25 protein-coding genes are annotated in these 24469 nt (G+C 59.7%); 16 read left to right on the top strand and 9 right to left on the bottom strand.

All coding sequences use genetic code 11. The annotated features are described in order from the left end of the window. Nucleotides 1-384 precede the first annotated feature (384 nt). A complete protein-coding gene (locus D5261_RS10790; RefSeq protein WP_119323516.1) occupies nt 385-1143 on the bottom strand; it encodes a DUF92 domain-containing protein in 759 nt (252 codons plus the stop codon). An 8-nt stretch (nt 1144-1151) separates the two neighbouring features. Further along, nucleotides 1152-1778 (bottom strand): DNA-3-methyladenine glycosylase, encoded by a 627-nt coding sequence (locus tag D5261_RS10785; protein ID WP_119323515.1) that lies wholly within the window; start codon nt 1776-1778, stop codon nt 1152-1154. 195 nt (nt 1779-1973) lie between these two features. Here D5261_RS10785 and D5261_RS10780 point away from each other — a divergent pair, with 195 nt between their 5' ends. Both D5261_RS10780 and D5261_RS10775 read left to right on the top strand, forming a co-directional pair. Next, entirely contained in the window at nt 1974-2933 is a 960-nt protein-coding gene (locus D5261_RS10780; protein ID WP_119323513.1) for a class II fructose-bisphosphate aldolase, read from the top strand. Nucleotides 2934-3080: 147 nt separating this feature from the next. Further along, nucleotides 3081-3791 (top strand): metallophosphoesterase, encoded by a 711-nt coding sequence (locus tag D5261_RS10775; protein ID WP_119323512.1) that lies wholly within the window; start codon nt 3081-3083, stop codon nt 3789-3791. Between the two features lie 119 nt (nt 3792-3910). Here the strand turns inward: D5261_RS10775 and D5261_RS33415 are convergent, their stop codons facing one another. Both D5261_RS33415 and D5261_RS10765 read right to left on the bottom strand, forming a co-directional pair. Beyond that, nucleotides 3911-4204, bottom strand: coding sequence for an endonuclease domain-containing protein (locus tag D5261_RS33415; RefSeq protein ID WP_354673126.1), 294 nt, complete (start codon nt 4202-4204; stop codon nt 3911-3913). A 266-nt stretch (nt 4205-4470) separates the two neighbouring features. Continuing rightward, the gene (locus D5261_RS10765; RefSeq protein ID WP_165864476.1) at nt 4471-5283 is read right to left on the bottom strand and encodes a sugar phosphate isomerase/epimerase family protein; all 813 of its coding nucleotides are present in this window, start codon (nt 5281-5283) and stop codon (nt 4471-4473) included. A 171-nt stretch (nt 5284-5454) separates the two neighbouring features. Between D5261_RS10765 and D5261_RS10760 the strand changes: the two genes are divergently transcribed. Continuing rightward, complete coding sequence (locus D5261_RS10760) at nt 5455-6522, top strand: glycoside hydrolase family 62 protein (RefSeq protein WP_119323509.1); 1068 nt, start codon at nt 5455-5457, stop codon at nt 6520-6522. A gap of 12 nt (nt 6523-6534) precedes the next feature. On the opposite strand, the gene D5261_RS10755 is transcribed toward D5261_RS10760, so the two are convergent. Beyond that, nucleotides 6535-7935: a diguanylate cyclase gene (locus D5261_RS10755; protein WP_125206199.1), complete on the bottom strand. Its 1401-nt coding sequence runs from the start codon at nt 7933-7935 to the stop codon at nt 6535-6537. Between the two features lie 280 nt (nt 7936-8215). On the opposite strand from D5261_RS10755, the gene D5261_RS10750 reads away from it, so the two are divergent. Next, nucleotides 8216-9016 (top strand): type II secretion system protein, encoded by an 801-nt coding sequence (locus tag D5261_RS10750; RefSeq protein WP_119323507.1) that lies wholly within the window; start codon nt 8216-8218, stop codon nt 9014-9016. Between the two features lie 75 nt (nt 9017-9091). Here the strand turns inward: D5261_RS10750 and D5261_RS10745 are convergent, their stop codons facing one another. Then, nucleotides 9092-9760 carry an alpha/beta hydrolase gene (locus tag D5261_RS10745; protein WP_119323506.1) on the bottom strand — a complete coding sequence of 223 codons (669 nt, stop codon included), beginning with the start codon at nt 9758-9760 and terminating at the stop codon, nt 9092-9094. A gap of 92 nt (nt 9761-9852) precedes the next feature. Here D5261_RS10745 and D5261_RS10740 point away from each other — a divergent pair, with 92 nt between their 5' ends. The 4 genes from D5261_RS10740 (at nt 9853) to D5261_RS10725 (ending at nt 14249) form a co-directional block, all read left to right on the top strand. Continuing rightward, on the top strand, nt 9853-10821 hold the full coding sequence (locus D5261_RS10740) for an aldo/keto reductase (RefSeq protein WP_119323505.1): 969 nt from the start codon (nt 9853-9855) through the stop codon (nt 10819-10821). A gap of 117 nt (nt 10822-10938) precedes the next feature. After that, nucleotides 10939-12198 carry a flagellin lysine-N-methylase gene (gene fliB / locus D5261_RS10735; protein WP_119323504.1) on the top strand — a complete coding sequence of 420 codons (1260 nt, stop codon included), beginning with the start codon at nt 10939-10941 and terminating at the stop codon, nt 12196-12198. Nucleotides 12199-12216: 18 nt separating this feature from the next. After that, on the top strand, nt 12217-12810 hold the full coding sequence (locus D5261_RS10730; RefSeq protein WP_119323503.1) for a pyroglutamyl-peptidase I: 594 nt from the start codon (nt 12217-12219) through the stop codon (nt 12808-12810). 401 nt (nt 12811-13211) lie between these two features. Continuing rightward, nucleotides 13212-14249 carry a glycosyl hydrolase family 18 protein gene (locus D5261_RS10725; RefSeq protein WP_125206198.1) on the top strand — a complete coding sequence of 346 codons (1038 nt, stop codon included), beginning with the start codon at nt 13212-13214 and terminating at the stop codon, nt 14247-14249. Nucleotides 14250-14343: 94 nt separating this feature from the next. Here D5261_RS10725 and D5261_RS10720 read toward each other — a convergent pair whose 3' ends face one another. The 3 genes from D5261_RS10720 to D5261_RS10710 all read right to left on the bottom strand — a co-directional run bounded on the left by D5261_RS10720 (nt 14344) and on the right by D5261_RS10710 (nt 17177). Next, a complete protein-coding gene (locus D5261_RS10720) occupies nt 14344-15267 on the bottom strand; it encodes a right-handed parallel beta-helix repeat-containing protein (protein WP_165864475.1) in 924 nt (307 codons plus the stop codon). A 61-nt stretch (nt 15268-15328) separates the two neighbouring features. Then, a complete protein-coding gene (locus tag D5261_RS10715) occupies nt 15329-16222 on the bottom strand; it encodes a right-handed parallel beta-helix repeat-containing protein (RefSeq protein ID WP_125206197.1) in 894 nt (297 codons plus the stop codon). A 61-nt stretch (nt 16223-16283) separates the two neighbouring features. Beyond that, a complete protein-coding gene (locus D5261_RS10710; protein WP_301002466.1) occupies nt 16284-17177 on the bottom strand; it encodes a right-handed parallel beta-helix repeat-containing protein in 894 nt (297 codons plus the stop codon). 364 nt (nt 17178-17541) lie between these two features. Here D5261_RS10710 and D5261_RS10705 point away from each other — a divergent pair, with 364 nt between their 5' ends. The 8 genes from D5261_RS10705 to D5261_RS10670 all read left to right on the top strand — a co-directional run bounded on the left by D5261_RS10705 (nt 17542) and on the right by D5261_RS10670 (nt 24275). Continuing rightward, the gene (locus D5261_RS10705; RefSeq protein WP_119323791.1) at nt 17542-18678 is read left to right on the top strand and encodes a winged helix DNA-binding domain-containing protein; all 1137 of its coding nucleotides are present in this window, start codon (nt 17542-17544) and stop codon (nt 18676-18678) included. Nucleotides 18679-18811: 133 nt separating this feature from the next. Beyond that, nucleotides 18812-19675, top strand: a complete 864-nt coding sequence (locus D5261_RS10700; RefSeq protein WP_119323655.1) for a TlpA family protein disulfide reductase — start codon at nt 18812-18814, stop codon at nt 19673-19675. A 10-nt stretch (nt 19676-19685) separates the two neighbouring features. Then, nucleotides 19686-20186 carry a GNAT family N-acetyltransferase gene (locus D5261_RS10695; RefSeq protein WP_174721493.1) on the top strand — a complete coding sequence of 167 codons (501 nt, stop codon included), beginning with the start codon at nt 19686-19688 and terminating at the stop codon, nt 20184-20186. Further along, entirely contained in the window at nt 20183-21313 is a 1131-nt protein-coding gene (locus tag D5261_RS10690) for an SMI1/KNR4 family protein (RefSeq protein ID WP_125206215.1), read from the top strand. The genes D5261_RS10695 and D5261_RS10690 overlap by 4 nt, the downstream gene beginning before the upstream one ends. A 50-nt stretch (nt 21314-21363) precedes the next feature. Next, nucleotides 21364-22395 (top strand): DNA topoisomerase IV subunit B family protein, encoded by a 1032-nt coding sequence (locus D5261_RS10685; protein ID WP_165864489.1) that lies wholly within the window; start codon nt 21364-21366, stop codon nt 22393-22395. A 12-nt stretch (nt 22396-22407) separates the two neighbouring features. Next, the gene (locus tag D5261_RS10680) at nt 22408-22815 is read left to right on the top strand and encodes a DUF302 domain-containing protein (protein WP_494400703.1); all 408 of its coding nucleotides are present in this window, start codon (nt 22408-22410) and stop codon (nt 22813-22815) included. Nucleotides 22816-22880: 65 nt separating this feature from the next. Beyond that, on the top strand, nt 22881-23831 hold the full coding sequence (locus D5261_RS10675; protein ID WP_165864490.1) for an NHL repeat-containing protein: 951 nt from the start codon (nt 22881-22883) through the stop codon (nt 23829-23831). Between the two features lie 6 nt (nt 23832-23837). After that, nucleotides 23838-24275: a hypothetical protein gene (locus tag D5261_RS10670; protein ID WP_119323660.1), complete on the top strand. Its 438-nt coding sequence runs from the start codon at nt 23838-23840 to the stop codon at nt 24273-24275. The last annotated feature ends 194 nt before the right edge of the window (nt 24276-24469 follow it).

Below are 24469 nucleotides of genomic sequence, written 5' to 3'. Positions count from 1 at the left end.
CATGATTCCCGTAAACGATTACGGAAATCTAACGCCATTATAACATGCAATTTCTATTTCGACAATCCATCAATATAAATATTTATTCAATCGTTCGATATTCAGGCTTCCTTTAAATTCCATTGTGAGCGCCGTGTGTGTTTCCGCTCCGAAGAACGATTAATTATAGCATCCCAAAGCCGCTCCTGATCCGTCGAAATGTTAAGTTTTGATTAAGTTTTGTACAGTGCAATCGCGTCGTTTGGAACATTCCTTTGAGAATAATGGAGAGAGAGTCAGAGAGGCTTGAAACCAGAGATTGTTAATTGCACTCTCTTGATTCGAATTGTACAAGAATCACATATGGGACAATTCCAAACTCGGTGGTTCCTGGATATCATTAGGCTAGCGGGCGAAAAGAATGGCGATGAGGGCGGCGGCGAGCGTGCAGAGGAAGTTCACCCAGTCGTTGTTGACGGCAAGCAGCCCCCGGTCCGGCGCGGCGGCGCCGGGGCGGCGTTCGGTCCATCGCGCGGGGTTTTGCGGGTCGCGCCACTGGGCCTGGAGGGTTGCGCCAAGGAGGGTGTCGATCAGGGAGCCGGCGAATCCGGCCAGCGTGACGAGGAGAATGTCGCGAGTCGGAGCGAAGAGGGCGGGCAGCAGCGCTCCGGCGAGAGCCGCCAGCGTTCCCGCCGCGCTGACGGCGCCGGACGTTCCGGGGGGCGCGGGACGAAAATCACGCAGGGAAACGGGAGTTCCGCCTATCGCGGCGCCGATCTCCGTCGCCCACGTGTCGGCGTTGGCGGCGGCGAGCGCGGCGAGAAAGGCCAGGTTCGCCCCGTGAGCCCCGCCGGGGACAATCAGGCCGATCAGAAGCGCCGCGGCGGCGACGCCGCCGTTCGCCAGGACTTGCCCCGCGTCGCGCCGGCCGCCTTTCTCAAATTGCAGCGCTTCCTTTTCACGCCGCCGCCAGCGGCTGAGCGCGCTGGAAGTCACGAAAAAGACGAGCAGCGCCCCCGCGCCGAGGCCGCCGCCGAGACCGAACGCCGCCGCTCCCACCACGGTCGCCGCCGCCGCGCCGGAAACCGTCAGCGCACGCGCTTTGTAAGCCAGACCCGCGACAAGGGCGGCGGCGGGGACCGCCGCCAGCATCAGGGCGTTCATCGCGCCGCCTACTTCCGCGAGACATACGCGTTGCCGCGTAGGTAGTAGCGCCACGGCAGATCGGCGCCCTGCGTAATGCCAATGCGCTTGGAGTCCACGATCTCGGAATCGGGAACGATCTGTCCGGGGATGATTTGCAAGCGGCTCTTGGGATCGGTCACATCCACGCCGTCGTCTTCCTGACGCGTGAGCGCGATCGCGGCCGCCAGCTTGCCGGGACCATTGGTCAGCTGAATGCTGTTCGTGATTCCGCCGCGCAGCGAGCGCATTGTCTCGACGCCCTCCAGAGGCTCCAGCGCCCGCACCAGCACCGCCTCGGCCACGCCCTCATCCTGGCAGACAAGGTTGAGCATCTGGTGCATCCCGTAGGAAAGATACACATACGCATGCCCTGGCGGCCCAAACATGCTCGCATTGCGCGGCGTCTTGCCGCGATACGAATGACAGGCCGGATCGCCCACCAAATACCCTTCGGTTTCGACGATGATTCCGGAAAGACGCTCTCCCGTGGGCAGCGTCCGAACGACGATCTGTCCCAGAAGACGGCGGGCGACGGTGAGGGTCGGCTCCAGATAAAATTCCCGAGGCAGCGGCCGCGCGCCGTGCGCGGCTTTGGGCAAAGCGATGGTGGACATGATGGGAAGTGTACCCGGATTCGCCGCGGGCGATACGTCGGCGGGGGAGAAAGAAGAATCCCCCGGATTCCCTGGGATGAAGCGCAATGCGTCCGACAACACCGCAATCCTGGCGACCTTGAGGTATAATCTTGGGCGAATTACTGCATTTCACACGCGCCGTTTTGCGGCCGTCTATGAGGAGATATCGGGAAAATGATCGTCACCACGAAGCTGCTTTTCGAGCATGCGTATGGGAAGTATGCCGTCGGCGCCTACAACATCAACAATGCGGAACAGGCGATGGGCCTTTTCAAGGGCAACATCGACGCCAAGTCCCCCTTCATCATTCAGATCTCGAAAGGCGCCCGCGCTTATACCGACAAGCGAATGCTCGAAGGCATCATCCGGGCCTGCGACGAGATCTTCCCGGAAGCCGTCTTCGCGGTCCACCTCGACCATGGCGATGAGCAGACCTGTTACGACTGTATCGACAGCGGGTTCTACTCCTCGGTCATGATCGACGCGTCCCACGATCCGTTCGAAGAGAACGTCGCCATCACCAAGCGCGTCGTCGAGCGCGCCCACGCCAAGGGCATCAGCGTCGAGGCCGAGCTCGGCCAGCTGGGCGGCGTCGAGGAAGACATCCAGGTCGATGAGAAGAACGCGCACCTGACCGATCCCGACGAAGCGAAGATCTTCGTCGAGCAGACCGGCTGCGACAGCCTGGCCTGCGCCATCGGCACCTCGCACGGCGCCTACAAGTTCACCGGCGGCCAGGGCATCCACTTCGACGTGGTCGGCGAGATCCAGAAGCAGCTCCCCGGCGTCCCGCTCGTCATGCACGGCTCCAGCTCGGTCCCGGAAGACGAAGTCGCGCGCATCAACGCCGCCGGCGGTAAGCTGAAGGAAGGCGCCAAGGGCGTCGACATCAAGCAGTACCTGCCCGCCGCGAAGCTGGGCGTCTGCAAGGTCAACATCGACACCGACGGCCGCCTCGTCTGGACCCGCGTTCTGCGCGAGTTCTTCCTGGCGAAGCCCGAAGACTTCGACCTTCGCAGCTCGGGCAAGATCTTCATCCCCGAGTACGCCAAGTTCATCGTCAGCCGCTCCGAAGCCCTCGGCTCCGCCGGCCAACTGGACAGCGTCCGCGAACTGGCTCTGAGCAAGAAGTAAGAACGCGGCCCTCACCCCCAGCCCCCTCTCCCAATTCTGGGAGAGGGGGAGTCGGATTACATTGAGATTTCAGCTTAGGATTTTTGATCCTAACAAAAACAAAACTCTTGCTCCCCTTCTCCCAGAATTGGGAGAAGGGGCCGGGGGATGAGGGCCTCCTACCCCATGATCTACGCCATCGGCGACGTCCACGGCGAATCCGACGCCCTCCGAACTCTTCTCGCCAAACTCCCCCTCCAGCCCACCGACCTTGTGATCTTCCTCGGCGACCTGATCAACCGTCAGGGCCGAAACCCCTTCGACTGCGTCGAACAAGTCCTTCAATTCGACCGCTGCCGCAAGATCTGCCTCCAGGGCAACCACGAAGAAGCGATGATGTTCTTTCTGGAGTCGGGGGACATGAGCGTGATGACCGGCATGGGCGGCCAAACGACTTTGGATTCCTATGAGGCGGCGGGATACCCGATCCGGCCCGGTGATCCCACATCCCTCCCGGAATCGCACGCCCGTTTCTACTTTCAAGCGGAGAGCTGGACGCTGCCGTTTTACATCACTGACGATTACATCTTCACCCACGCCGGATGGGATTTGGCCCAGCCTTTAGAGCGGCAGGTTCCCACGCGCTGGCGCTGGGAGCGCGTGACCGGAGTCGAAAGACGCGTTTGGACGCAGACCGTCATTCGCGGACACACGCCGATGCCCAAAGTCACGCACGCCCTGACCAAAGGCTACATCGGGATCGACACCGGCTGCGGCATGGGCGGCTTCCTCAGCGCTATCGCCCTTCCGGGTGAGACCACATACTCAGCGCGCCCGGCGTCATTCTCGCCCGGGTGGTTTACGAAGATGCGGCGGTAGTCCCTATTCCCCCGGCGCTAAAGCGCTTTCCCCTTTTTCCCAACAAGCTGCTTCGCAGAGTAAAAGGGGTGCTGATCACTGCCGTCCATTCACTCGTCACGAGCCGTGAGGAAATTAGGTTATGATTCGGTTTGGGGACTGGGTAGCATCTGCGCAGCCGCCTGTTTGATTCTGGTGAGAACGTCGTAGATGCGGCTTTCTACGTCAGACGCAGGAACCCGCAGGATATGGAGACCGCGAGCAACGAGGACGGCGTCTCGCTCTTGATCGTATTCTTGCTGGTTCAGATGCACGCCTCCGTCAACTTCCACCACAAGATTTGCAGAATGGCAGAAGAAGTCTACAATGAAGCCGTCAATGACCTGCTGCTGACGAAAGTGCAGGCCCTGAAGACGGCTGCCACGCAAATGCATCCAGAGCTTTCGCTCCGTCGGCGTCGGATCACGTCGAAATTCTCGCGCCAACTCACGCTTTACTAATGCATGCTCCCCACGAGCAATTCGAGGATCTTCTGGATTCATACAAACCCTTCACAAAACTAACGAACTCCAATAAGCCTAATCATCCTCACGGCCTTGTGACGAGTGAATGGACGGTAGTTATCAGCACCCCTTTTACCCTGCGAAGCAGCTTGTTGGGAAAAAGGGGAGACGAGCCTAAGCGAGTGGGGGAATAGGGATTACTCCCCCAGCCACTCCCGCAGCACCTTCGCGTACTGCGGAAACGCCACTTCGGGCTCCAGCAGCTCCGGGATCCAGCGCTTCTCCCACTCCAATGTCACATATCCGTCGTAGCCGCCGGCGCGCAGCAGGGCGATCATTTCGCGCAGGGGGATATCGCCGTCGCCGCACAGGCAGTAGGTTCCGCCGGCGATGCTGTCTTTCACATGGGTGGAGCGGGTGTAGGGCGCGAGGGCGTGGTAGGATTCGGCGGGGGCTTCGCCGTGGCGCGCGGGGTGGTGCAGGTCCCAGAGGGCGGCGGCGCGGGGGTGAGCGGCGCGCGCGACGGCGGCGGCGACCTGGGCGCCGGTGCTGAAGGCGTCGTGGGTTTCGAGCAGGACGGAGATGTCCGCGCCTGTGCCCAGAGCGTATTCGCCAAGCTCGGCGAGGCCGGCGGCGACGAGGTCTTCGGCGTCATCGTGGCGCATAGCGTCGCCGCCGCCGAAGACGCGCACGTATGGAACGCCGAGGCGAGCGGCCAGATCGATGGTCTCGCGGCCATGCTGCAAGGCGGCGTCGCGCTGGGCAGATTCGGCCTGCGCCAGAACGACCGAGGAATCGAGCGCCGAGATTTCGAGGCCCGCGTCGGCGAAGCGCCGCCGGGTCCGCGCGGTCTCGGCGTCCGTCGCAAAGTGCGGAGATTTCGTCAGGTCCAGGTCCGGCCCGATCCCGCGCAGCTCCACGCCGTCGTAGCCGTACGCCTTCACATTTGTCAGGATTTCATCCATGGTCCAATTCGGACATCCCAGAGTGGTTACGCCAAGTTTCATCATAACCTCCCGTTCGCCGCCGTTCTCATGACTTCCTGCACGTCCGATCTCAGCGGCGAGACAGACCGCCACGGAAAATTTGTTTTTCGGGGAACGACTTCGCGGCAGGAATACAAATGGAGGGCGACGTAATTGTCGGCGGGTCATCGTTTCGATGGGGAACAGGAGAGGGATGTGAAATTTTCACCATGGATAGCCGCGGGACTGGGCGCCGCGCTGGCGCTGACAATCGCAGGCGCGCGGCGGGCGAGCGCCGATCCCGAGGCGCGCGATCGGGCGATCCAAAAGCTCATGGCGGGCGATCTTTCGTGGACCGCGACCGAGCCGCTGGCGGGACCGCTGGATCAGGGCGGCGATCACTTCTACTCCATCAAGGACCCGTCGTTTGTTTGGGCAAAAGGCCGGTGGCATGTGTTCTGCACGGTGCGCGGCAAGAACCGGCCGCAGCAGATCGAATATCTGACCTTCAAGGACTGGAGCGATGTCGGCGCCGGCGAACGCCGCCTGCTGCCGATCACGGACGATTACTTCTGCGCCCCCGAAGTGTTCTACTTCGCGCCGCAGAAGAAATGGTGTCTCCTTTATCAATATTCGCCCGGCTCCAAGGTTGACGCCAATCGCGTTCCGGCGCTGTCCACGAACAGCGATGTGGGCAATTGGCGCGGATGGACCAAACCCGAACCGCTCTACGATTCGGCGAGCGCCGCCGCCGTGAAGTTCGCCGGCTCCTGGATCGACTTCTGGATCATCTGCGACGACGCCAATGCGTATCTCTTCTTCACCCGCGACAATGGCGAGATGTACCGGGCGCAAACCAGGCTCGCGGACTTCCCGCGCGGCTGGAGCGAGCCTGTGCTGACGATCAAAGGGGATATCTTCGAGGCGGGCCACACGTATAAGGTCAAGGGGACGGACCAGTACCTTACCGTGATTGAGGCGCTCGGCCCGGGGAAACGATATTACAAAGCCTATTCGGCCAAAACGCTGGACGGGGAGTGGACGCCGGTGGCGGCGACATGGGACAAACCCTTTGCGTCGCAGAATAATGTCGCCCAGCCCGCCGGTCAATGGACGGAAAGCATCAGCCACGGCGAGCTGTTCCGAGACGGAATCGACCAGCATCTGGAGGTTGATCCGCTGGGCCTGCGCATGCTGATCCAGGGCGTCGACGCCGAGGGATACGCGAAGGATTACGGACAGATCCCGTGGCGGCTGGCGATCCTGCAATCGAATTTGAAATAACGCCGCCGCGGGCTACTCGCTCGCGGCTCCGGCGGTCTCTTCACCGAACACGACGACACAGTCTCGGCCCGCTTTTTTCGCTCCATAGAGCGCCCTGTCGGCGGAAGCGATGAGCTCGGCGGCGTCCATGCCGGGCTGGAGTCTTCCGACGCCGTAGCTGGCGGTTACGGGGCGCTTCGGCCATGGCTGCGCGGTGAGCGCGGCGCGGAAGCGCTCCGCGGCCAGGCGCGCGCCCATGCCGCCGGTCTCGGGCAGGATCACCGCGAACTCCTCGCCGCCGTAACGGGCGACAAAGTCCATGACGCGCACCGATCCCATCAGCGAGCCGGCGACGCGCGCCAGAACCCGATCACCGGCCGGATGGCCGAAGGTGTCGTTATAGCTTTTGAAGTGGTCGACGTCCAGAAGCACCAGCGACAGCTCGGTGTTATAACGATGGGCGCGCTGCACTTCGACCGTCAATCGCTCCTGAAAGGCGCGATGGTTGTAGATGCCCGTCAACCCGTCCGTCGTCGCCAGCGCCTGGAGCCGCGCGTTCGCCGCCTCCAGCAACGCCGTGCGGGTTTCCAGCTCCGTGGCGTAGACGTGGATGCGCTGCATCTGCTCTTCCACTTGACGCTCCGCATGCTTGCGCTGCGTAATATCCTGATGGATCCCGATTCCCCCCACGATCTCGCCGCCGATACTGCGCAGCGGGAAGAGGCGGCGTGTCAGATACCTGTCGCCGTGCTCGGGGTGGCGAAAGATCCACTCATCGTTCTCCACGCAGTCGCCGGCGACGATACCGCGCACCAGCGCCTCCTGGTCGTCCCAGCAATCGGCGGTGTGCAACGCCTCCCACACGGGGCGCTCGAACATCTGTCCCGCCGACGCGCCAAACAGGACTTCACTGGCGCGATTCCACTCGCGGATCCGGCCATGGATATCAAAAGCGATACAGGCCACGGGCAGCCCCATATACAGTTCCGCGAAACGCCAATTCGCCGCCTCCTGCATCTGAAGCGCTTCTTTTGTCTCCTGAGTGCGCAGCTGCAAGTCGGACTGCATTTTCAGGACACGTTCGGCGGTGTTGAGACGCGCGCCAAGCTCGGCGTGGTCCAGGGGCTTGATCAGGAAGTCGTCGGCGCCGGCCCCTAGCCCCTCCAGACGATCCTCCCGCAGTCCCTTGGCCGTCAGCATCAGAACGTAGGTGTATTCGGACGCGTCCCTCTGACGGATTCGCCGGCAGAGCTCCAGCCCGTCCATCGCCGGCATCATCCAGTCGGAGATCACGAGATCAAACGGCTGCTCCCGGAGAAGCCGCCAGGCCTGTTCGCCATCCTCGGCGTGCGCGACGTAGTGCTCGCGCTTCTCCAGGGCTTTGCGCAGCACCATCGCCGATACACCGTCATCTTCCGCTATTAGAACATTCAAGATCGACCGTCTCCCTGCTTTTGCAATGGAATTTCCATTTGATTGTCGGTATTTCCCGAAAGAAAATTCACAGGCGAAATTTCCTGGGGATTTATGAAAACTCCGGTAAATTTAGGAGTGAACAAAAAATTGAAAATGTGGTCTAATAGAAAGCCGAAACATTTTTACGAATAATCTCTCTATGGTTGCAGAGAGAGACCAAACGTTTCCGCTCCCCCAAAATATGGCTCAGCCAAAGGCGCATTGGGGAGCGCGCCGCGCCCACGGAAAGAGGAATTTCATGAAGTCACGCCGCCAATCCGCTCAAGGTTTTACCTTGATTGAACTGCTCGTCGTCATAGCCATTATCGCGATTCTCGCCGCCATCCTTTTCCCCGTCTTCGCGAAGGCGCGTGAGAAGGCGCGTCAGATCAGCTGCCTCTCCAATGAAAAGCAGCTGGGTCTGGCGATGATGCAATATGTCCAGGATAATGACGAAACATTTCCGGGATACAACATGAATTATCCCGGCCTCCCGGCCACGGATAACAAGGTTTATCCCGGCTGGGCCGGCAAAGTGTATCAGTACGTCAAGAGCACCGGCGCCTTCAAGTGTCCCGACGATCCGACATCGCCGTCCACCACGATCCCAAACGCCTCGGTCGTTTCCTACGGCTTCAACAAGGACATGATCACGCAGTCGATTGCGACGATGTCCGCGCCGGCTTCGACCTTGATGTGTTTCGAAATCAACAACAATAACGAGGTTGTCCTCACGGACCCCAATGAAATCAAATCCGGCGTCGGCCTCGGATTTGGCACGCCGCTCTCGAATCAAACCGCCGACGCCACTTACGTCACCGGCGTGTATCCGAGCCGCCACTTTACCAGCCTGCCGCCCGTCCACACCGGCGGCGCGAATTATATCGCCGCCGACGGCCATGCGAAGTTCCTTCTGCCCACGCGCGTCTCCAGCGGACAGAATGCGGTGAACGCCACCGATCCGCAGGCGAATTCGCCGACGGAGCGCGCCACGGGAACCGGCGCGATGGACAATGGCTTTGGCTCCAACTCGGCGACGATGACGTTCAGCTTGATCTAAGCCGACGGAATTCTTCCATAAAAACAGCCCACGCGTTCCTGGATTGGAACGCGCGGGCTGTTTTGTCATCGAGCGTTACTGTCTCATCCATGTTCCCAGCCACGCCAGCACGTCGCGCAGGGCGTCCTGGTTGATTTCGTGCGCCATGGGATATTCGCGATACGTCAATTCGACGGGAAGCTGAGAAAGGGCGCTCTGGATCTCGCGCCCGTTGGCGATGGGCAGGACAGTGTCGTAGATCCCGTGTGTTACCAGGATGGGCTTGCCGGCGAGGGCTCCTCGGTCGGCGATCTCGAGGCCGCCCGGCCAAAGGCGTCCGCTCAGAGCGATGACGCCGCCGACGGACTGGGGCTGGTGGAGCAGCACCCCGATGCTCAGGATCGCGCCCTGGCTGAAGCCGCCGATCAGAACGCGATTGGGATCGTGCGCGTAGGCGTCCGGCAGTTCTTTCAGAAAGGCGGTCAGCATGCTCAGGCCCTCGGCCATCTGCTCCGGATCCGCTTTGATCCCTTCCGGCGAAAACTCCAGATCGAACCAGGCGTAACTCCCCTGCCCCAGCGTGCGCGGCGCGCGGACGCTGACGATCAGAAAGCGTGGGTCGAAATAGCCGGCGAGCGCCATCAGATCCTGTTCATTGCTGCCATAGCCGTGAACGAGGACCAATAGCGGCGGCGCAAGGCCGTCGCCGGACGCCTGCATCGCCGGACGAACCAGGTGGACGAGAGAAAGCTGTTGAGTCTGCATGAGCGCATCATACCCAAAACCACGATCCCTGAACGCGCCGCGCTGAGTTCTGGGTACCATGGAGCGAGAGAGCACACAAGGAGAGAACGCGAATGCAGACACGTCGGCTGGGAAACAGCGACTTAGAGATCACGCCCATCGGTTTCGGCGCCTGGGCCATCGGCGGCGCGGGCTGGGCGTTCGGCTGGGGCGAGCAGGACGATCAGGATTCCGTCGGCGCCATTCGCGCAGCGCTGGACGCCGGGATCAACTGGATCGACACCGCCGCCGTTTACGGCCTCGGCCACTCGGAAGAGATCGTCGCCAAAGCCCTGCAAGGCGTCACCAATAAGCCTTATGTCTTTACGAAGTGCTCGCGTGTTTGGGACGATCAAGGCGCAGTGACCAGCCGCCTGAAAGCCGATTCGATCCGACGGGAAATCGAAGGCAGCTTAAAGCGGCTGCAAACCGACGCCATCGATCTGTACCAGATCCACTGGCCGCGCCCCGACGAAGAGATCGAGGAAGCCTGGACGACGCTGGCCGAATTGAAATCCGAAGGCAAGGTCCGCTGGATCGGCGTCTCCAACTTCAGCGCCGCCCAGATGAAGCGCGCGCAGGTGATCGCGCCCATCACTTCGCTCCAGCCGCCCTACTCGCTGCTGGCGCGCGAGATCGAGGACGAGATCCTTCCCTACGCCGCCGAGAACAATATCGGCGTCCTCGTTTACTCGCCCATGCAGTCGGGTCTGCTCAGCGGCTCCTTCACCAAGGAGCGCGCGGAGAAACTGGGAGCCGACGACTGGCGCAGCCGTAATGAGAATTTCCAGGAGCCGAAGCTGTCGAGCAACCTGGAGTTGGTGGAGCTTCTGCGCGAGATCGGCTCCGACCATGGACGCACGCCCGGCGAAATCGCCATCGCCTGGACCCTGCGCGACCCGGTCGTCACCGCCGCCATCGTCGGCGCGCGCCGCCCGAACCAGATCGCGGGAATCATCGGCGCGGCCGATTTCCGGCTGAGCCAGATGGAGATCACGCAGATCGACGCCTTCGTCGACCCCGCCGAAGCGCCGACCGCTTAGAACCGTCAGAAACTCAGTCTTTGATACTGAACTTTCGGAACGGTTTCGATTGTTGAAACGCTGAAGATGTAGCGCGCTTCGGCAAGGAAGCCGGCGGCGGCCACGAAGGAGTGGGAAATGCGACGATCCATCAAATTGCTTCAGCCTCGGTATTTCGCCGATTTCCGCTGTATCGGCTCCGATTGCGAGGACACCTGCTGCGCGGGCATGGGCGTCGTGATTGACAAGGAGACGTATGGAAAGTATCAGGAGTGCAGTCACCCCGACTTGAAGCCGATCATCGATACGGGGATCGCGGTGAACCCCGAGTCGACTAGTGACGCCACCTACGCGCAGGTGGTGGTGAAAGACGGGCACTGCCCGTTTCTCACCGACGAGCGTCTCTGCGCCATCCAGCAGATCTTAGGTGAGCGCGCCCTCTCGCGCACCTGCGCGATGTTTCCGCGCGCCATGAGCACGGTCAATGGGGTTGTCGAGCGCTCCCTTTATCTTTCCTGCCCGGAAGCGGCGCGCGTCGTTCTCCTCAATCCCGAGCCGATGCAGTTCGATCAGATCACCGAGGATCAGGACGAGCGCTTTACGGATTTCCCAATCCTGAATTCGGACGACTTCGCCGACGCGCCCAAGCCTTATCGCTACTTCTGGGAGGTTCGCGCGTTTATCGTCTCGCTGCTGCAAAATCGGGAGTATCGCGTGTGGGAGCGCCTGATTGTCCTGGGCCTGTTCTGCGATCAATTGAACCAGCACATCATCGATCAGACGACCGACGGCGTTCCGGATCTGATGCAGTCTTATACGGATCTTCTTGCCCTGCGGGGATTTGACGAGACTCTGGCGGGCGTCGGCGTTCATCCCGCCGTGCAGCTCAACTTTCTGGCGCAGTCGATGGAGCATCGGATCTTCTCGGACAGTGTCAGCACCCGGTTTGTCGACTGCTATTACGAGTGCATGGAGGGGATCGGGTACACTCCGGACACCAGTATCGACGACGGCGCCGCCCGCTACGCCGCCGCGTACGAGCAATATTACAAGCCGTTCATGGACCAGCGCGAGCATATCTTCGAGAACTACCTCGTGAATTACGTTTTCAAGCTGCTGTTTCCATTCGGACCGCAAAAGAGCGTGTACTACGAGGAAAAGAGCGTTTATAGCGAATTCGTGCTGATGGCCGCGCACTTCGCCATGCTGCGCAGCCTTCTGGTCGGCATGTCCGGCTACTATCAATCATCCTTCGGAGAGCCGCAGATCGTCAAGCTATTCCAATCCTTCGCCAAGGCCATCGAGCACAACCCGCCCTACTTGAAGCGGATCCTGAAGTCGCTGGAAGAAAACGAAATGTCGGATATGGCGGTCATGGCCGTCTTTATCAAAAATTAGAGGAATTCGATCAGACGCATGAGGACAGTATTGCTGACAGGCTTCGAGCCGTTTCACGATAACGCCGTCAACCCTTCTCAGCTCATCGCCGAACGCCTGAACGGAGAGACCATCGGGAATGCGCGCGTCGTCAGCCTGACGCTTCCGGTCGTGTTCGGCGAAGACACCCGGCGCGTCTTCGCCGCGATCGATGAGTGGAAACCGTCCGTCGTGATCTCGCTCGGCCTGAGCGCCGGAATCGGCTCGATCGATGTGGAGATGTTCGCCGTCAACCACCGCATCGCCGACGGATCCAAAGCGCTGCCGCCCATCGCCGAAGACGGCCCCGCCGCTTACTTCTCCACTCTCCCGATCGATCCCATCTGCGCCGCCATCGAAGAACGCGCCCACCTCCCCGTCCGCCGTCACGGCTACGCCGGGAGCTTTCTCTGCAACCACATCCTCTACCAGACCCTCCGCCACATCGAAACACACAAGATCGACTGCCGGGCCGGCTTCCTCCACCTCCCGCAAGCAACGGAAAACTCCGCCAAAGGCCAGCCCTCCCTGCCTCTAGAGCAGATGATCGCCGGCGTTCGCATCGCCATTGAAGCGGCGATGAGCACACCATAACCTTATCCACCCCGTGTCAAGAATATTATTAGCACCCAGAGCATCCCGGGCACTCCGATAATTCCGCAAGCGGAGGCGATCAGAAAGATCTTGACCCGATCTCTGTGGTTGAACTCATAAAGCGCATACGCCATCCAATAGGGAAAAAAGAAAAAGCTGAGTACACCCTTCCACAGGCTCTCTTTAAAAGCGTCTCGAACAATGATGATCTGCAAGTAAAAAAAGAGCGCGGCGAGGACAGCGCAGACTCCAACTAAGACGATTTCCACGAGACCTCCTCTCCATATCCTGAGAAAGGAAATGGACAGAAACAATAATTCTAGAAGTCTTGACAATCACAGCAAAATCTAATACTATAATATCAAGTCTTCTATAAGAATAGTGAAAGTAGGATTTTGGCCGTGAAAATCAACCATATTGTTCGCGTCAGTCTGGCTCTCAGCGCGCTGCTTGCCGCCGTCGCCCCCTCCGCCATGGCGAAGCCGGCGATCCTGGGCTATTACACCGCCGACGGCGGCTCGGACAACTCGCTTGTGAGCTATCCCAAGTCGTTCAATCAGATGTCGGCGGATACGTTTAAGCTCTCCAGTACGGGAACGGTGAGCGGCGACGTTCCCATCAAGGCGCTGGCGCGGGCAAAGTCCCTGCATATCGCCACTTACGCCTGCCTCTCGAACTTCGGCAAAACCGACTTCGAACCCGCGATCGTCCACGCCGTCATCACCAGCCCCGCGGCGACGGCGCAGATGATTTCGGACACGCTCGCGCTGCTCCGGGCAAACCATTTCAAAGGCGTGAACATCGATCTGGAAGGCGTGCCGAACACGGACCGCGCGGCGTTCTGCGCCTTTGTCCACAAGGTCTCCTCCAGCATGCGCGCGGCCGGATTCAAAACAGTTATCTCCGTTCCCGCGCAGACCAAGGACGACCCCACGAATTCCTGGAACGGCGCGTTCAACCTGAGCAGCATCGGCAAGGACGTGGATATCGTCCAGTTCATGGCCTACGACCAGCACGGTCCCTGGTCCGCCCCCGGCCCGGTGGCGAGCATCGATTGGGTCACGGAGGCTACCCATTACGCAGTCTCCGTCGTGCCCCCGTCCAAGCTCAGCCTGGGCCTCGCCGCCTATGGCTACGATTGGAACCTGACAAAAAAGACCGGGACATCGATCCCCTGGAACGGAATCAACGCGGTCGTTCAGTCGAATCACGCCACGCCGCAGCGCGACGCCGTGTCCGGCTCCCCGAATTTTACGTATACGGTGAATGGCGACAGCCATATCGTCTGGTATGAAGATCCCGCGAGCATCCAGCAAAAGGCGAAGCTGGCGTCGTCCACGAAGCTGGGCGGCGTGTCGGTGTGGGCGCTTGGCCGCGAGGACGCCACATTCTGGCAGGCAGTCGGTACGGGAATGCGCACTGGCGGCGCGGCAAATTAATTTGCTTCCGGCAAAAAAGCAGGTCAGGGAGTCTTCTGAAAGTCGCCAAACTTCCAGGAGGCCCTGACCTGCTTTGATGTTTTCTGTACGCTGCTTACTGCTGGACGATGACTTTGCCCGGCGACACGCCGCCCGGGGTGGCGTTTCCGGCCTTGCGGTTGCTCCCCGTGGAGGATACAATGCCAGGGGTTCCGCCATTGCTGGCGTCGATAATGAAAATCCCCGTCGTATTGTTCAGAATATCGTTGTTGATCAAGCGAACAACCGAGCCGTCGTCGGAATAGACCCCTGTGCCATTGCCCGAAATCATGCAGCCGGAAACACTCAGCGTCCCCCGATAGGCGTACACGCCATAGCCTGAGTTCTGCGTGATCTGCGAATGGCTAATGTCCGTTTGGGTCCCTTCCGCATCCAGGCCGAGGCCGTTGCCTTGCAGGGTTACGTTCCGCAGAGACAGCAAGCCCGCGCCGGGCCTGTCTTTGAAGACGCCCTCGCCGCATCCTGTCACGCTTGTGTTTATCACTACGGTGTTGCCATCGTGATGGACATAAATCCCATTACAGGGGCCAAGATAACCGGAGATTTTGCACCCATCCACAATCATATTCCCGGAATCCAGTTCGACGCCGTTGCAGGGATCGCCATTGGGGACATTGGTAATGGCGAGGCCCCGTAAGATAATGGTATCCGAAGCCGCCGCGTTGATCGAAATCGCCGTTGTCGACTCAGTGACGATGCTTGCCTGCGTCCCCGAGCCATCAATCGTCACGGCCTGGGTAATATTCACCGGCCCGTAATCCCCGGCGTCCAGCGCGGTAATGACGCCGCCCGGCAGCGTATTGGCGAGAGCCGCCTGGAACGTGGCGCACGGCGTGGTGCGGTCGCCGGCGTTGCTGTCGTTTCCCGTGCCGGACACGTAGGTGTGAGCCAAGCCGGTCGCCAGCGCCGAGTGCGCCGGCGCGGCGAGGGCCAAACCGACCGCCAGAGTTTTGAGACTGTGTGTAAAAATGGTTTTCATGCTCAGTTCCTTCAATCCCTCGCTCCCTTGTGAAAGCGGGGAGTATTCCGCCACGATTGCTTTATTGCTGGACGATGGCTTTGCCGGGGGTCGGAGCGCCCGGCGTCCCATTGCCCGCCTTGTGGTTGTTGCCGGATGTGGAGACTGTGCCGGGGCCAGTCGTGTCGATGCCAATGGTGTTGTTGAGAATATCGTTGTCGATCAAACGGATCACTGAGTCCGAGTCTGCAAAGACTCCAGTCCCGCTTCCGGAAATCATGCAGTCCGATATGGTCAGCGTGCTGGCGTAGGCATACACGCCGACAGACGCGCTCTGAGTAATATGTGAATGACTGATGTCAAGCGGTCCGCCTTCAGCGTCCAAAGCATATTGGTTGCCTTGCAGCGTGACATTGCGCAGGGACATCGTGCCTGTGCTGTTCGCGCTGACACCATCATACTCGCCGGTAATGATCGTGTCATCCACCACCGCCGTTCCGGCGCCGGTCATGTTCAGTCCGTAACTTTGGAACCCGGAAATCTTGCAATCATCCAGAATCAGATTACCAGTGTTGACCTTGACCCCGGTAAACGTACCGGGCAGGCCGGTAATGGAGAGATGACGCAGAATGATCGTATCGGAAGACGCGCCATTGATCGTGATCGCCGTGGCCGAATTGGCGGAGATCACAATACTTGCCTGCGCCCCAGAACCATCAATGGTCACCGCCTGATTGATGGTGATAGGCCCGTAGTCCCCAGCGTCCAACGCCGTGATGACGCCGCCCGGCAGCGTATTGGCGAGCGCCGCCTGGAACGTGGCGCACGGCGTGGTGCGGTCGCCAGCGTTGCTGTCGTTTCCCGTGCCGGACACATAGGTGTGAGCCAGGCCGGTCGCCAGCGCCGAGTGCGCCGACGCGGCGACGGCCAAGCCGACCGCCAGGGTTTTGAGACTGTGTGTAAAAATGGTTTTCATGCTCAGTTCCTTCAATCCCTCGCTCCCTTGTGAAAGCGGGGAGTATTCCGCCACGATTGCTTTATTGCTGGACGATGGCTTTGCCGGGGGTCGGAGCGCCCGGCGTCCCATTGCCCGCCTTGTGGTTGTTGCCGGATGTGGAGACTGTGCCGGGGCCAGTCGTGTCGATGCCAATGGTGTTGTTGAGAATATCGTTGTCGATCAAACGGATCACTGAGTTCGTGTCTGCAAAGACCCCGGTCCCATTTCCAGAAATCATGCAGTCCGATGCAGTCAGCGTACTGCCAAAGGCATACAGGCCAATCGTCACGTTCTGAGTAATGTGAGAATGACTGATGTCAAGCGGTCCCCCTTCGCATTCCAGGGCGCTATGGTTGCCTTGCAGCGTGACATTGCGCAGGGACACCATGCCCGTGCTGTTCGCCCGAATTCCCTCATAGTTGCCGGTAATGATCGTGTTATCCACCACCGCCGTGCTGACGCCGCCCACTTTCAGTCCATAAGTTGGAAATCCGGAAATCTTGCAGTCGTCGATAACCATATTCCCGGCGTAGGCGATGATCCCGGTGTATGTCCCGGGCAGGCCGGTGATCGAGAGGTGGCGCAGAATAATCGTGTCGGAAGACGCGGTATTGACCGTAATGCCTGTGCCCGAACTGCTGGAGATCACGATGCTTGCCTGCACCCCGGAACCGTCAATCGTCACGGCCTGGGTAATATTCACCGGCCCGTAATCCCCGGCGTCCAGCGCAGTGATGACGCCGCCCGGCAGCGTGTTGGCGAGCGCCGCCTGGAACGTGGCGCACGGCGTGGTGCGGTCGCCGGCGTTGCTGTCATTTCCCGTGCCGGATACATAGGTGTGAGCCAGGCCGGTCGCCAGCGCTGAGTGCGCCGACGCGGCGAGGACTAAGCCGGCCGCCAGGGTTTTGAGGCTGTTCGTGAAGAGAGAATTCATGTTCACTTTCCTTTTCTAATCCGTCTACCGCCAGACAATCACTTTGCTCTGCATCGCAAAAGGGCTGTCAGAACTTCGGCGGAGCATAGCGCGCATTTGTGGCAACACCTGCCCGACCGAATATTCCATGAAAGCTTTCGTCAATCACAGTATTTTTTACAGTCACACCCCTACGATTATTCGTAATAATTGGTTACACCCACTTTGCAGCTCCCGTCCCATAGCTGAAGCAGGAAGGCGAGCGTAACAAAAATCAGCCACATCCCGGGGCCGGCAGGTACAAGGCTGCCCGATGTCTAATTCCTCGATCTCCACTCTGTGCTTCCATACAGAAAACCCAACGGTGAGAGAATAAGGAATGCGCATGCCGGCGGACACAATCACTCAGACGGAACTGAACCGCGCCCTGCTCGCCCGGCAGTGGCTGCTGCGCCGGGAGCCGGCGACGGCGCTGGCGGCGATCGAGCATCTGGCCGCTTTGCAGGCGCAGGAGGCGAAGCCGCCGTATGTGGGGCTGTGGACGCGCCTGGAGTCGTTTGCGCGCGAGGATCTGAATGCGCTGCTGCGCGCGCGTTTGGCCGTGCGGGCCACGATGATGCGCGCGACGATTCATTTGATGAGCGCCCGCGACTTTCTGGAGTGGCGCACCGCGATCCAGCCGGTCCTGACCGGCGGCATGCAGTCGGTCCTGAAAGATCGGATGGCGGACGTGGACATGGCGGCGCTTCTCGCCGGAGCGCGCGAGTTCTTCGGGAACGCGCCCAGCACGTTTGACGATCTGCGCAATGCCTACGCGGCGGCGGACCCGGAATGCGACACACGCGCGCTCGCCTACGCCGTCCGCCTGCACCTTCCCCTGGTTATGGCCCCGACCGACGCGCCCTGGGGCTACCCTTCGGCGGCGCAGTTCACGCTCGTGGAGACCTGGCTCGGCGCTCATCCCTCTCCCGCCGAGGCGCAGGACGATCTTGCCCTGCGTTACCTCGCGGCGTTCGGCCCCGCCTCCGTCGCGGATTTCCAAACCTGGTCCGGACTCAAGGGCGCCAAGGCGATCTTTGAGAGGCTCCGCCACCAGCTTCAAGCCTTCCGTGACGAGCGCAAGCGCGAGCTGTTCGACATTCCCAATGCCCCGCGCCCTGAAGCCGGCGACGCCGCGCCGGCGCGCTTTCTCCCCGAATTTGACAGCGCCTTACTGGCTCACGCCGACCGATCGCGCGTCATCGCCGACGAATATCGCCCGCTCGTCGTCACAAAGAACCTGCGCGTCCTGGCGACGTTCCTGGTGGACGGGTATGTCGCGGGCACATGGACCACCGAGCGAAAAAAGCGTTCGGCGACCTTGATCCTCAAGCCGTTCGCCCCGCTTCCTCAGGCAGTGAAAGAAGAATTGTCCGCCGAAGGCCATAGGCTCCTGCGCTTTATGGAGGAAGATGCGGAAACGTGTGACGTCCAGATTTCAAGCGGATATGAACGATCACAGGAGCCCGAAACGCCTGCATAACGCAGGGCATTCGACGACTTCAGGAAGAAAGGCTCCGTTGACAGATCCCAGCCCGCCCTGTATAGTGAAATCACAGTGACGGACATCTGTCCGCGCCCGCCCTCCCCTGCTTTGACGTGACAGGAGTTTCTTCATGAACCGATCTTTGCGCGCCCTTTTACCGGCGCTCGCGCTCACGCTGCTGGCGGTCGCGCCCACATTGGCGAAACGGGATGAAATGCCGCCGCTGCCGGCGGGCGTTCTCGCCCCCGACTTCACGGTGGCCGGCTGGACGGGGGCGAAGGTCCACCTTGCCGACTATCGCGGCAAGATCGTCGTGCTGGATTTCTGGGCGTCCTGGTGTCCGCCCTGCAACGCGGCGATGCCGCATCTGCAAAGCATTCTGGATCAGTACAAGTCCGACATCGTCGTGCTGGCTCTTTGCGTGCAGGATTCGCCCGACGACGCCAGCAAGTGGATCCGCTCGCACCCCTATACGTTCAACTACGCCCTGGACACCAGCGGCGATTCCGACAAGTACAGTCCGATCATGGACGATTATCACGTCTGGGGGATTCCCACGACGTATATCATCGATCAAAACGGGAGTATCGCCGACGGCCACGTCACGATGAGCGAACAGGAGATCGTCACGGCGATCCGCGCGCTGGGCGCGCAGACGGAAACGGAGCGCGTCAAACCGGAGCGGCTGAGCGCGCTCCGATCGTCGCTTCAGGACGGCGAGCGGGCCTTCACGGGCGTCATCACCGGAAAATCCGACGACAACCTTACCTTGCAGATGGACGCAACCGCCATTTTGCATCCGACCGGCGAGGTGGAGGAGTTCGACAAGCCGCGCAAGAAGAAAATCCTCATCACGAAGACCACGCGCCTGCAAACCGGAAAAACCGACGCCACGCAGACCAGCATCGATATCGGCGCGCACGTCAATGTCATCGGCGTGGACCACGGCGTCGGCAAAAGCTTCACCGCCCGCGTCGTCATGATTTACAAATAATCGAGACACGATGAACATCCAAGTCGTCCCCGCCGCTTACACGATGAAGCCGGTTCTGAGGCGCCTGCTAGAGCTTTACGAGTACGACGCCAGCGAGTTCGACCACCGTGACCTCGACGCCCAGGGGCTTTACGGCTACCGATATTTGGACCACTACTGGACGGAAGAAGGCCGATACGCCTTCTTTATTCGCGTTAGCGACGCTTTGGCCGGCTTTGCCCTCGTCCGGACGCTCGATTCCCCGCCCGGGCCGGCGGTATACAGCATGGCCGAATTTTTCGTCCTTCGAAAATATCGCCGCGCGGGCGTTGGCCGCGCGGCGGCCCGCCAGTTGTTCGATAGATTCCATGGCCGCTGGAGCGTCTCCCAGGAGGCGAACAATCTGCCTGCCCAGCAGTTCTGGAAGCGAGTGATCGGGGAGTATTCACACGGAGCGTACGAGGAAAGCCGGGCCGACACGGGGCCTTTGCTGCTATTCGACTCTTCGGAGATTTCAGGACAAGCCGAATGACATATCTTTCCCTCACGGGCTCCGACACGCGCATGGATTCGCGGAACAGCGTACTCGTCAACCCTCTCCCGCAGCGATGTGAGCGATGCCATTTCCCAGATATCGATTTCGTACCGCAGCCGTATCGCTTGATTGACGCCAGAACGAAAAATCCAAACGACCTGGCCCCCGCCGAATTAGGCAATTTCCTCGTCAGGCAGCGCGCCAAGGACGTTCTGGAAATCGTCATTCCCGGTCAATGCGCTTTTTATCCGACGGTCCTGCGCAAAACTGGCGAGCAATCCTCCTGGTTTTTAGCCGTTCCCAATGGATGGATCGATACCGGACAAGCGAAGGCGGATATCGAACGATGCTCCGCATGCGGCGAGCCAAAGTCCGCGCATTGGGGTTCACAATACGATTATTCCCAAACGCTTGCTCCAGTCTCCGGCGACGCGGAGATTTTCAAGGCGGCGCATTGGAGCTCCAGCGTTCGGGAGTGGTCGAAAGATTGGACGGAGCAAGATTGGATTTATCGGCATCTGCTGATTTCACCCAGACTATATCATCTGCTAAAGCAGCTTAAGCTCAAAGGTCTGGTAGAGGCGACCTGCGGATCGGAGACCAAGCCAACATCCGCGGACCAGCAATGGATTGCCAAGAAGAGAGCGCTGCTGATCGAACAGGGGCGGCGCACGGAACCGCCGTCGGAGAGTAAACGCAGCAGCCTTGCGACGATCTACTCGGGCCAGGCTTCGAATCGCCCCGCCCCGCCGCGCTCCTATCTTGAGTTTGTCACAGCGCACGGGCCGAAATCGTACTTCCATGTGGATGAACAAGAAGGCTTCACCGTTCAATTGCTTGAGCCCAGCGATCTCGATTACGTCCATTATCGCCGTGGCGTATTGAGATCGGAGGATGAAGAAACAAACGAGATCGACGGCGTCATGTTTGCCGAGACGCTGCACGGCGACTGTCTTTGCTTTGACTTTAGCGGCGACGTAACCGAGCCCTCCGTCGTCATCTATCTTCACGAAATGAACTATTTTGAGCCGTACGCCGCGAACTTCACCGAATGCCTGCAACGTCTCGAAGGCGTCGGAAGCTCCGAGACATCGGAAAGGTCTCGGATAAACAAGACATTATGAGTAAACCCGACTATCGAGAGACAATCGAACACGTGCGGAGACGGCCGTTAATGTATGTTGGCTATACAGATCATCGCGGCGTCTTCCATTTGCTGTCCATCGTCCATTGCTATTTTGCCAATGAAGTATTTTCCGGAGCCTTTTCCGATCTGGACATTGTCCTTCACCCCGACCATTCCATTTCCATGACGGGACGGAATGCTCGTCCGGACGAAATGAGAACGCGGCCGACCACTCAAACAAGATCGGTTCAGTCACTGGCGCAAGATCTTAATCTCTGGCCGGAAACAAAAGACTATCGTTTGGGAGATTCTACCATCGGCCTTTCGTTGGTCAATAGTCTCTCCCAGTGGCTTACGATTTCTGTCAAGCGTGGAAAGATCGAACATTCATTTCGATGGGAGCGCGGGACGCCTGTCACTCAATCATCCCCATTCGATCTGATTGACTGCGATGAAATCACATTTCATTGGATGCCGGATCCCGAGATCTTCGGTGCATCTCAGATCTCGCCCGACGATGTGGAGCGATTTCTCGCAACGACCGGACCGCTGCTGCGCGAAGCCGCCTATCATTTTCACGATCAAGTCCGCGGAAAACAGCCGGAGACATACAAACACGAGCATGGCGTTGCCCATCTTGTTTCGTATCTGAATGCGCCCTACACTCCGGAGGGAAAGACCATTCGCGGTCAATCTACGCAACAAGACACGAATGGCGACGCCATAGAGATTGACTTTGCTCTGCAATTCCACCGAGAGCCAGGCGTGACGATCATGTCCGCCGCGAATCTGAACTTTACCTATGGCGGCGGGACGCATGCCATAGGTTTTCATCAAGGATTTCAGGAGGTCATGGCGGAAATTAACGATCTCAATGAGAGACGCGACCGAGATCTTGCCGGACCTGGTTATACTGCGGCAATCTCAGTTCGGATTCGCTGCCCTCAGTATTTCGGCCCGACCAGATCGGAGCTTGGCAATGAAGGAATTCAAGCACAAATTGCATCCTTTGTCCGCAAAACAATCACAGATCATTGGGAGTCCGATGAGCGTCTGAAACGAACATTGGAATATACATGACGCAGGAGAAATATGCACATGCTTGCTAACGATGATCATGGACTAGTAAACAAACAAAGCGCGGATTCTGTTTCGATGACCACTGACCGCCTCATCGAAGCCTTTCAATCTCACGGGATGCAGATCTTCGCCCGGATTGATCAGGCGGAGGCCGCGCGCAAGAGCGGTTTGGAGATGCGGCCGATGGAATTGGTTCTCTTCGGCAATCCGGCGGCGGGAACGCCGCTGATGGTCGAGTATCCGTCGCTGGCGATCGACTTGCCGCTGAAGGCGCTTGTCTGGGAGGACGCCGAGGGAGTGGTTTGGGTCAGTTACAATAGCCCCGAGTATCTCCAGCAGCGGCACGGGCTGCCGGCGCCGCCCTTCGGCCCCACTGCCGCGCTGATTGAGGCGGCGATCCGCCGTGAAGGTCAGCCTTGAGAGTGAGACGTGAGACCATGGGGCGTATTCTGGCTTTATGTACTATTGGAATTGGACTGTGCCTTGTGGGGACGATCCCTGCGTCGGCGCGGCCGGCGCGCCAACGGGTTCGTGCGTTTGGTCAGGGCCGTTTCGGCCAGCCGTGGGGGATCGCGGTCGACCGGGCGACGGGACGTGTGTATGTGACGGATCACAATCGAAGCTCGGTTTCCATGTTCGACGGTCGCGGTCGATTTCTCGGGCGTTTCGGCGGGCTTGGACGCGGACCGGGGAAGCTGCTCAGCGCCAACTTTGTCGTGGCGGATGGGGCGGGCGACGTTTATGTCACCGACACGGGTTATCATGAGAAATCGTCCGGGATCGGCGGCGGCCCGGAAATGTCCGGCCCGCCGCGCGTCGAGCGGTTCGATCGTGACGGTCATTTTCGAAATGAACTGCGTCTCTCCGAAAACTCCGGGATCTTCGGCGCCGCGAGCGCTCCCGGCGGCGGAATTATCCTTGTGCTGCCGGCGGCGACGGGGCGACGGCTCGTCCGCTATTCGGCTGCGCTGCGGCGCCCCCGTTCGATTGGTCCAACGTTCCAGACCAGCGGCGCGACACATCTCAGCGCGGATCGGCAAGGGTACTGGGCAGAGGCGACATGGGATACCCGGCGCAAGCGCCTCGCGGGTCCGCCGGCGTCCGGGGAAGTGGTCGAGGATGTGATCGTCCGTATAGATGTTCATGGGAGGGTCGGAAAGCACGTTTCGCCCGACATCGCGGGGTCGATTGTGGGGATCGCCACGGATCAAACATCCGGGCGCCTTTATGTCGCGGAGTCGGTCCGAGACGTGTACGAAGTGGGGCCGAACCCGGCGACCTACGGAACAAACCGCGTTCGAGTCTACGACAGGAACGGAAAGCGCATCGCCGCGTTTCCCGTCCAGCGGCCAAACGCCATGGCTATTGGCGCTCACGGCGACGTCTACATTACGACGAACCGAGAAATCCAGGTGTTCCGGCGAGGTGGCGATTAACCCGATATGACGCAAATCTTCACCACGCCGCTTGCATATTTGGCGGTCGCTTTCATTTTTGTCTTTATCTTCGGACATTCGCTGCACTGCTTGATCGACTGCGCCATTACCGATGAGTTCTCAAAATCCAAGAAGACCGTTTGGATCATTATTCTCGAATTGACATCGTTCCTGGGCGGGCTTGTCTATTCGATCTTTATCACGCGCTCTAAGTTCCTGCGCATTACCACGGGATTGTCAATCGTCGCCGTAATTGCGGGGATGTGGTTTTTCAGCTACGCCGCGTCACAATCCATCGTGGGGCGCCCGATTCAGACCACTCCGAACAAGAATAGCTCTCAAGCCTCGTCCTCGAAGCATCCATCGGCGCAGGGAGCGCCGCGCAAACATCCGAAGCAATCATGGGCTCGCGGGGACGACCATAACCATCAGGATAAACAATGATTAAGCCGCTTCAGTTTTCACGAATGGAACTGCTCCGCGCAAGGCTCCACTAATCTCACGCAGGTAACATACCAACCGCAAGTGGCGGAAAACTCGGGAATAGCATTCATGGCGTCTGTATCCAATTTGATCGTTATGTCTATCCGAGATCGCGAAGGCAGTTTCCGGCGCTTTACGGAGAAAAGAGAATCCTC

Origin of the sequence: Capsulimonas corticalis, from assembly GCF_003574315.2 — a bacterium.
Taxonomy (GTDB): domain Bacteria; phylum Armatimonadota; class Armatimonadia; order Armatimonadales; family Capsulimonadaceae; genus Capsulimonas; species Capsulimonas corticalis.
This window is presented reverse-complemented; position numbering and strand designations above follow the sequence as displayed.

Excerpts from the sequence above, each read along its gene's own strand:
- D5261_RS10680 (WP_494400703.1), top strand. The coding sequence starts at position 22,408 with ATGCACATGCTTGCTAACGATGATCATGGACTAGTAAACAAACAAAGC.
- D5261_RS10745 (WP_119323506.1), bottom strand. The coding sequence starts at position 9,760 with ATGCAGACTCAACAGCTTTCTCTCGTCCACCTGGTTCGTCCGGCGATG.
- D5261_RS33415 (WP_354673126.1), bottom strand. The coding sequence starts at position 4,204 with ATGCATTTGCGTGGCAGCCGTCTTCAGGGCCTGCACTTTCGTCAGCAG.
- D5261_RS10685 (WP_165864489.1), top strand. The coding sequence starts at position 21,364 with ATGTATGTTGGCTATACAGATCATCGCGGCGTCTTCCATTTGCTGTCC.
- D5261_RS10705 (WP_119323791.1), top strand. The coding sequence starts at position 17,542 with ATGCCGGCGGACACAATCACTCAGACGGAACTGAACCGCGCCCTGCTC.
- D5261_RS10740 (WP_119323505.1), top strand. The coding sequence starts at position 9,853 with ATGCAGACACGTCGGCTGGGAAACAGCGACTTAGAGATCACGCCCATC.
- D5261_RS10690 (WP_125206215.1), top strand. The coding sequence starts at position 20,183 with ATGACATATCTTTCCCTCACGGGCTCCGACACGCGCATGGATTCGCGG.
- fliB (WP_119323504.1), top strand. The coding sequence starts at position 10,939 with ATGCGACGATCCATCAAATTGCTTCAGCCTCGGTATTTCGCCGATTTC.
- D5261_RS10720 (WP_165864475.1), bottom strand. The coding sequence starts at position 15,267 with ATGAAAACCATTTTTACACACAGTCTCAAAACTCTGGCGGTCGGTTTG.
- D5261_RS10700 (WP_119323655.1), top strand. The coding sequence starts at position 18,812 with ATGAACCGATCTTTGCGCGCCCTTTTACCGGCGCTCGCGCTCACGCTG.
- D5261_RS10730 (WP_119323503.1), top strand. The coding sequence starts at position 12,217 with ATGAGGACAGTATTGCTGACAGGCTTCGAGCCGTTTCACGATAACGCC.
- D5261_RS10715 (WP_125206197.1), bottom strand. The coding sequence starts at position 16,222 with ATGAAAACCATTTTTACACACAGTCTCAAAACCCTGGCGGTCGGCTTG.
- D5261_RS10775 (WP_119323512.1), top strand. The coding sequence starts at position 3,081 with ATGAGGGCCTCCTACCCCATGATCTACGCCATCGGCGACGTCCACGGC.
- D5261_RS10785 (WP_119323515.1), bottom strand. The coding sequence starts at position 1,778 with ATGTCCACCATCGCTTTGCCCAAAGCCGCGCACGGCGCGCGGCCGCTG.
- D5261_RS10750 (WP_119323507.1), top strand. The coding sequence starts at position 8,216 with ATGAAGTCACGCCGCCAATCCGCTCAAGGTTTTACCTTGATTGAACTG.
- D5261_RS10695 (WP_174721493.1), top strand. The coding sequence starts at position 19,686 with ATGAACATCCAAGTCGTCCCCGCCGCTTACACGATGAAGCCGGTTCTG.
- D5261_RS10765 (WP_165864476.1), bottom strand. The coding sequence starts at position 5,283 with ATGATGAAACTTGGCGTAACCACTCTGGGATGTCCGAATTGGACCATG.
- D5261_RS10710 (WP_301002466.1), bottom strand. The coding sequence starts at position 17,177 with ATGAATTCTCTCTTCACGAACAGCCTCAAAACCCTGGCGGCCGGCTTA.
- D5261_RS10780 (WP_119323513.1), top strand. The coding sequence starts at position 1,974 with ATGATCGTCACCACGAAGCTGCTTTTCGAGCATGCGTATGGGAAGTAT.
- D5261_RS10670 (WP_119323660.1), top strand. The coding sequence starts at position 23,838 with ATGACGCAAATCTTCACCACGCCGCTTGCATATTTGGCGGTCGCTTTC.
- D5261_RS10790 (WP_119323516.1), bottom strand. The coding sequence starts at position 1,143 with ATGAACGCCCTGATGCTGGCGGCGGTCCCCGCCGCCGCCCTTGTCGCG.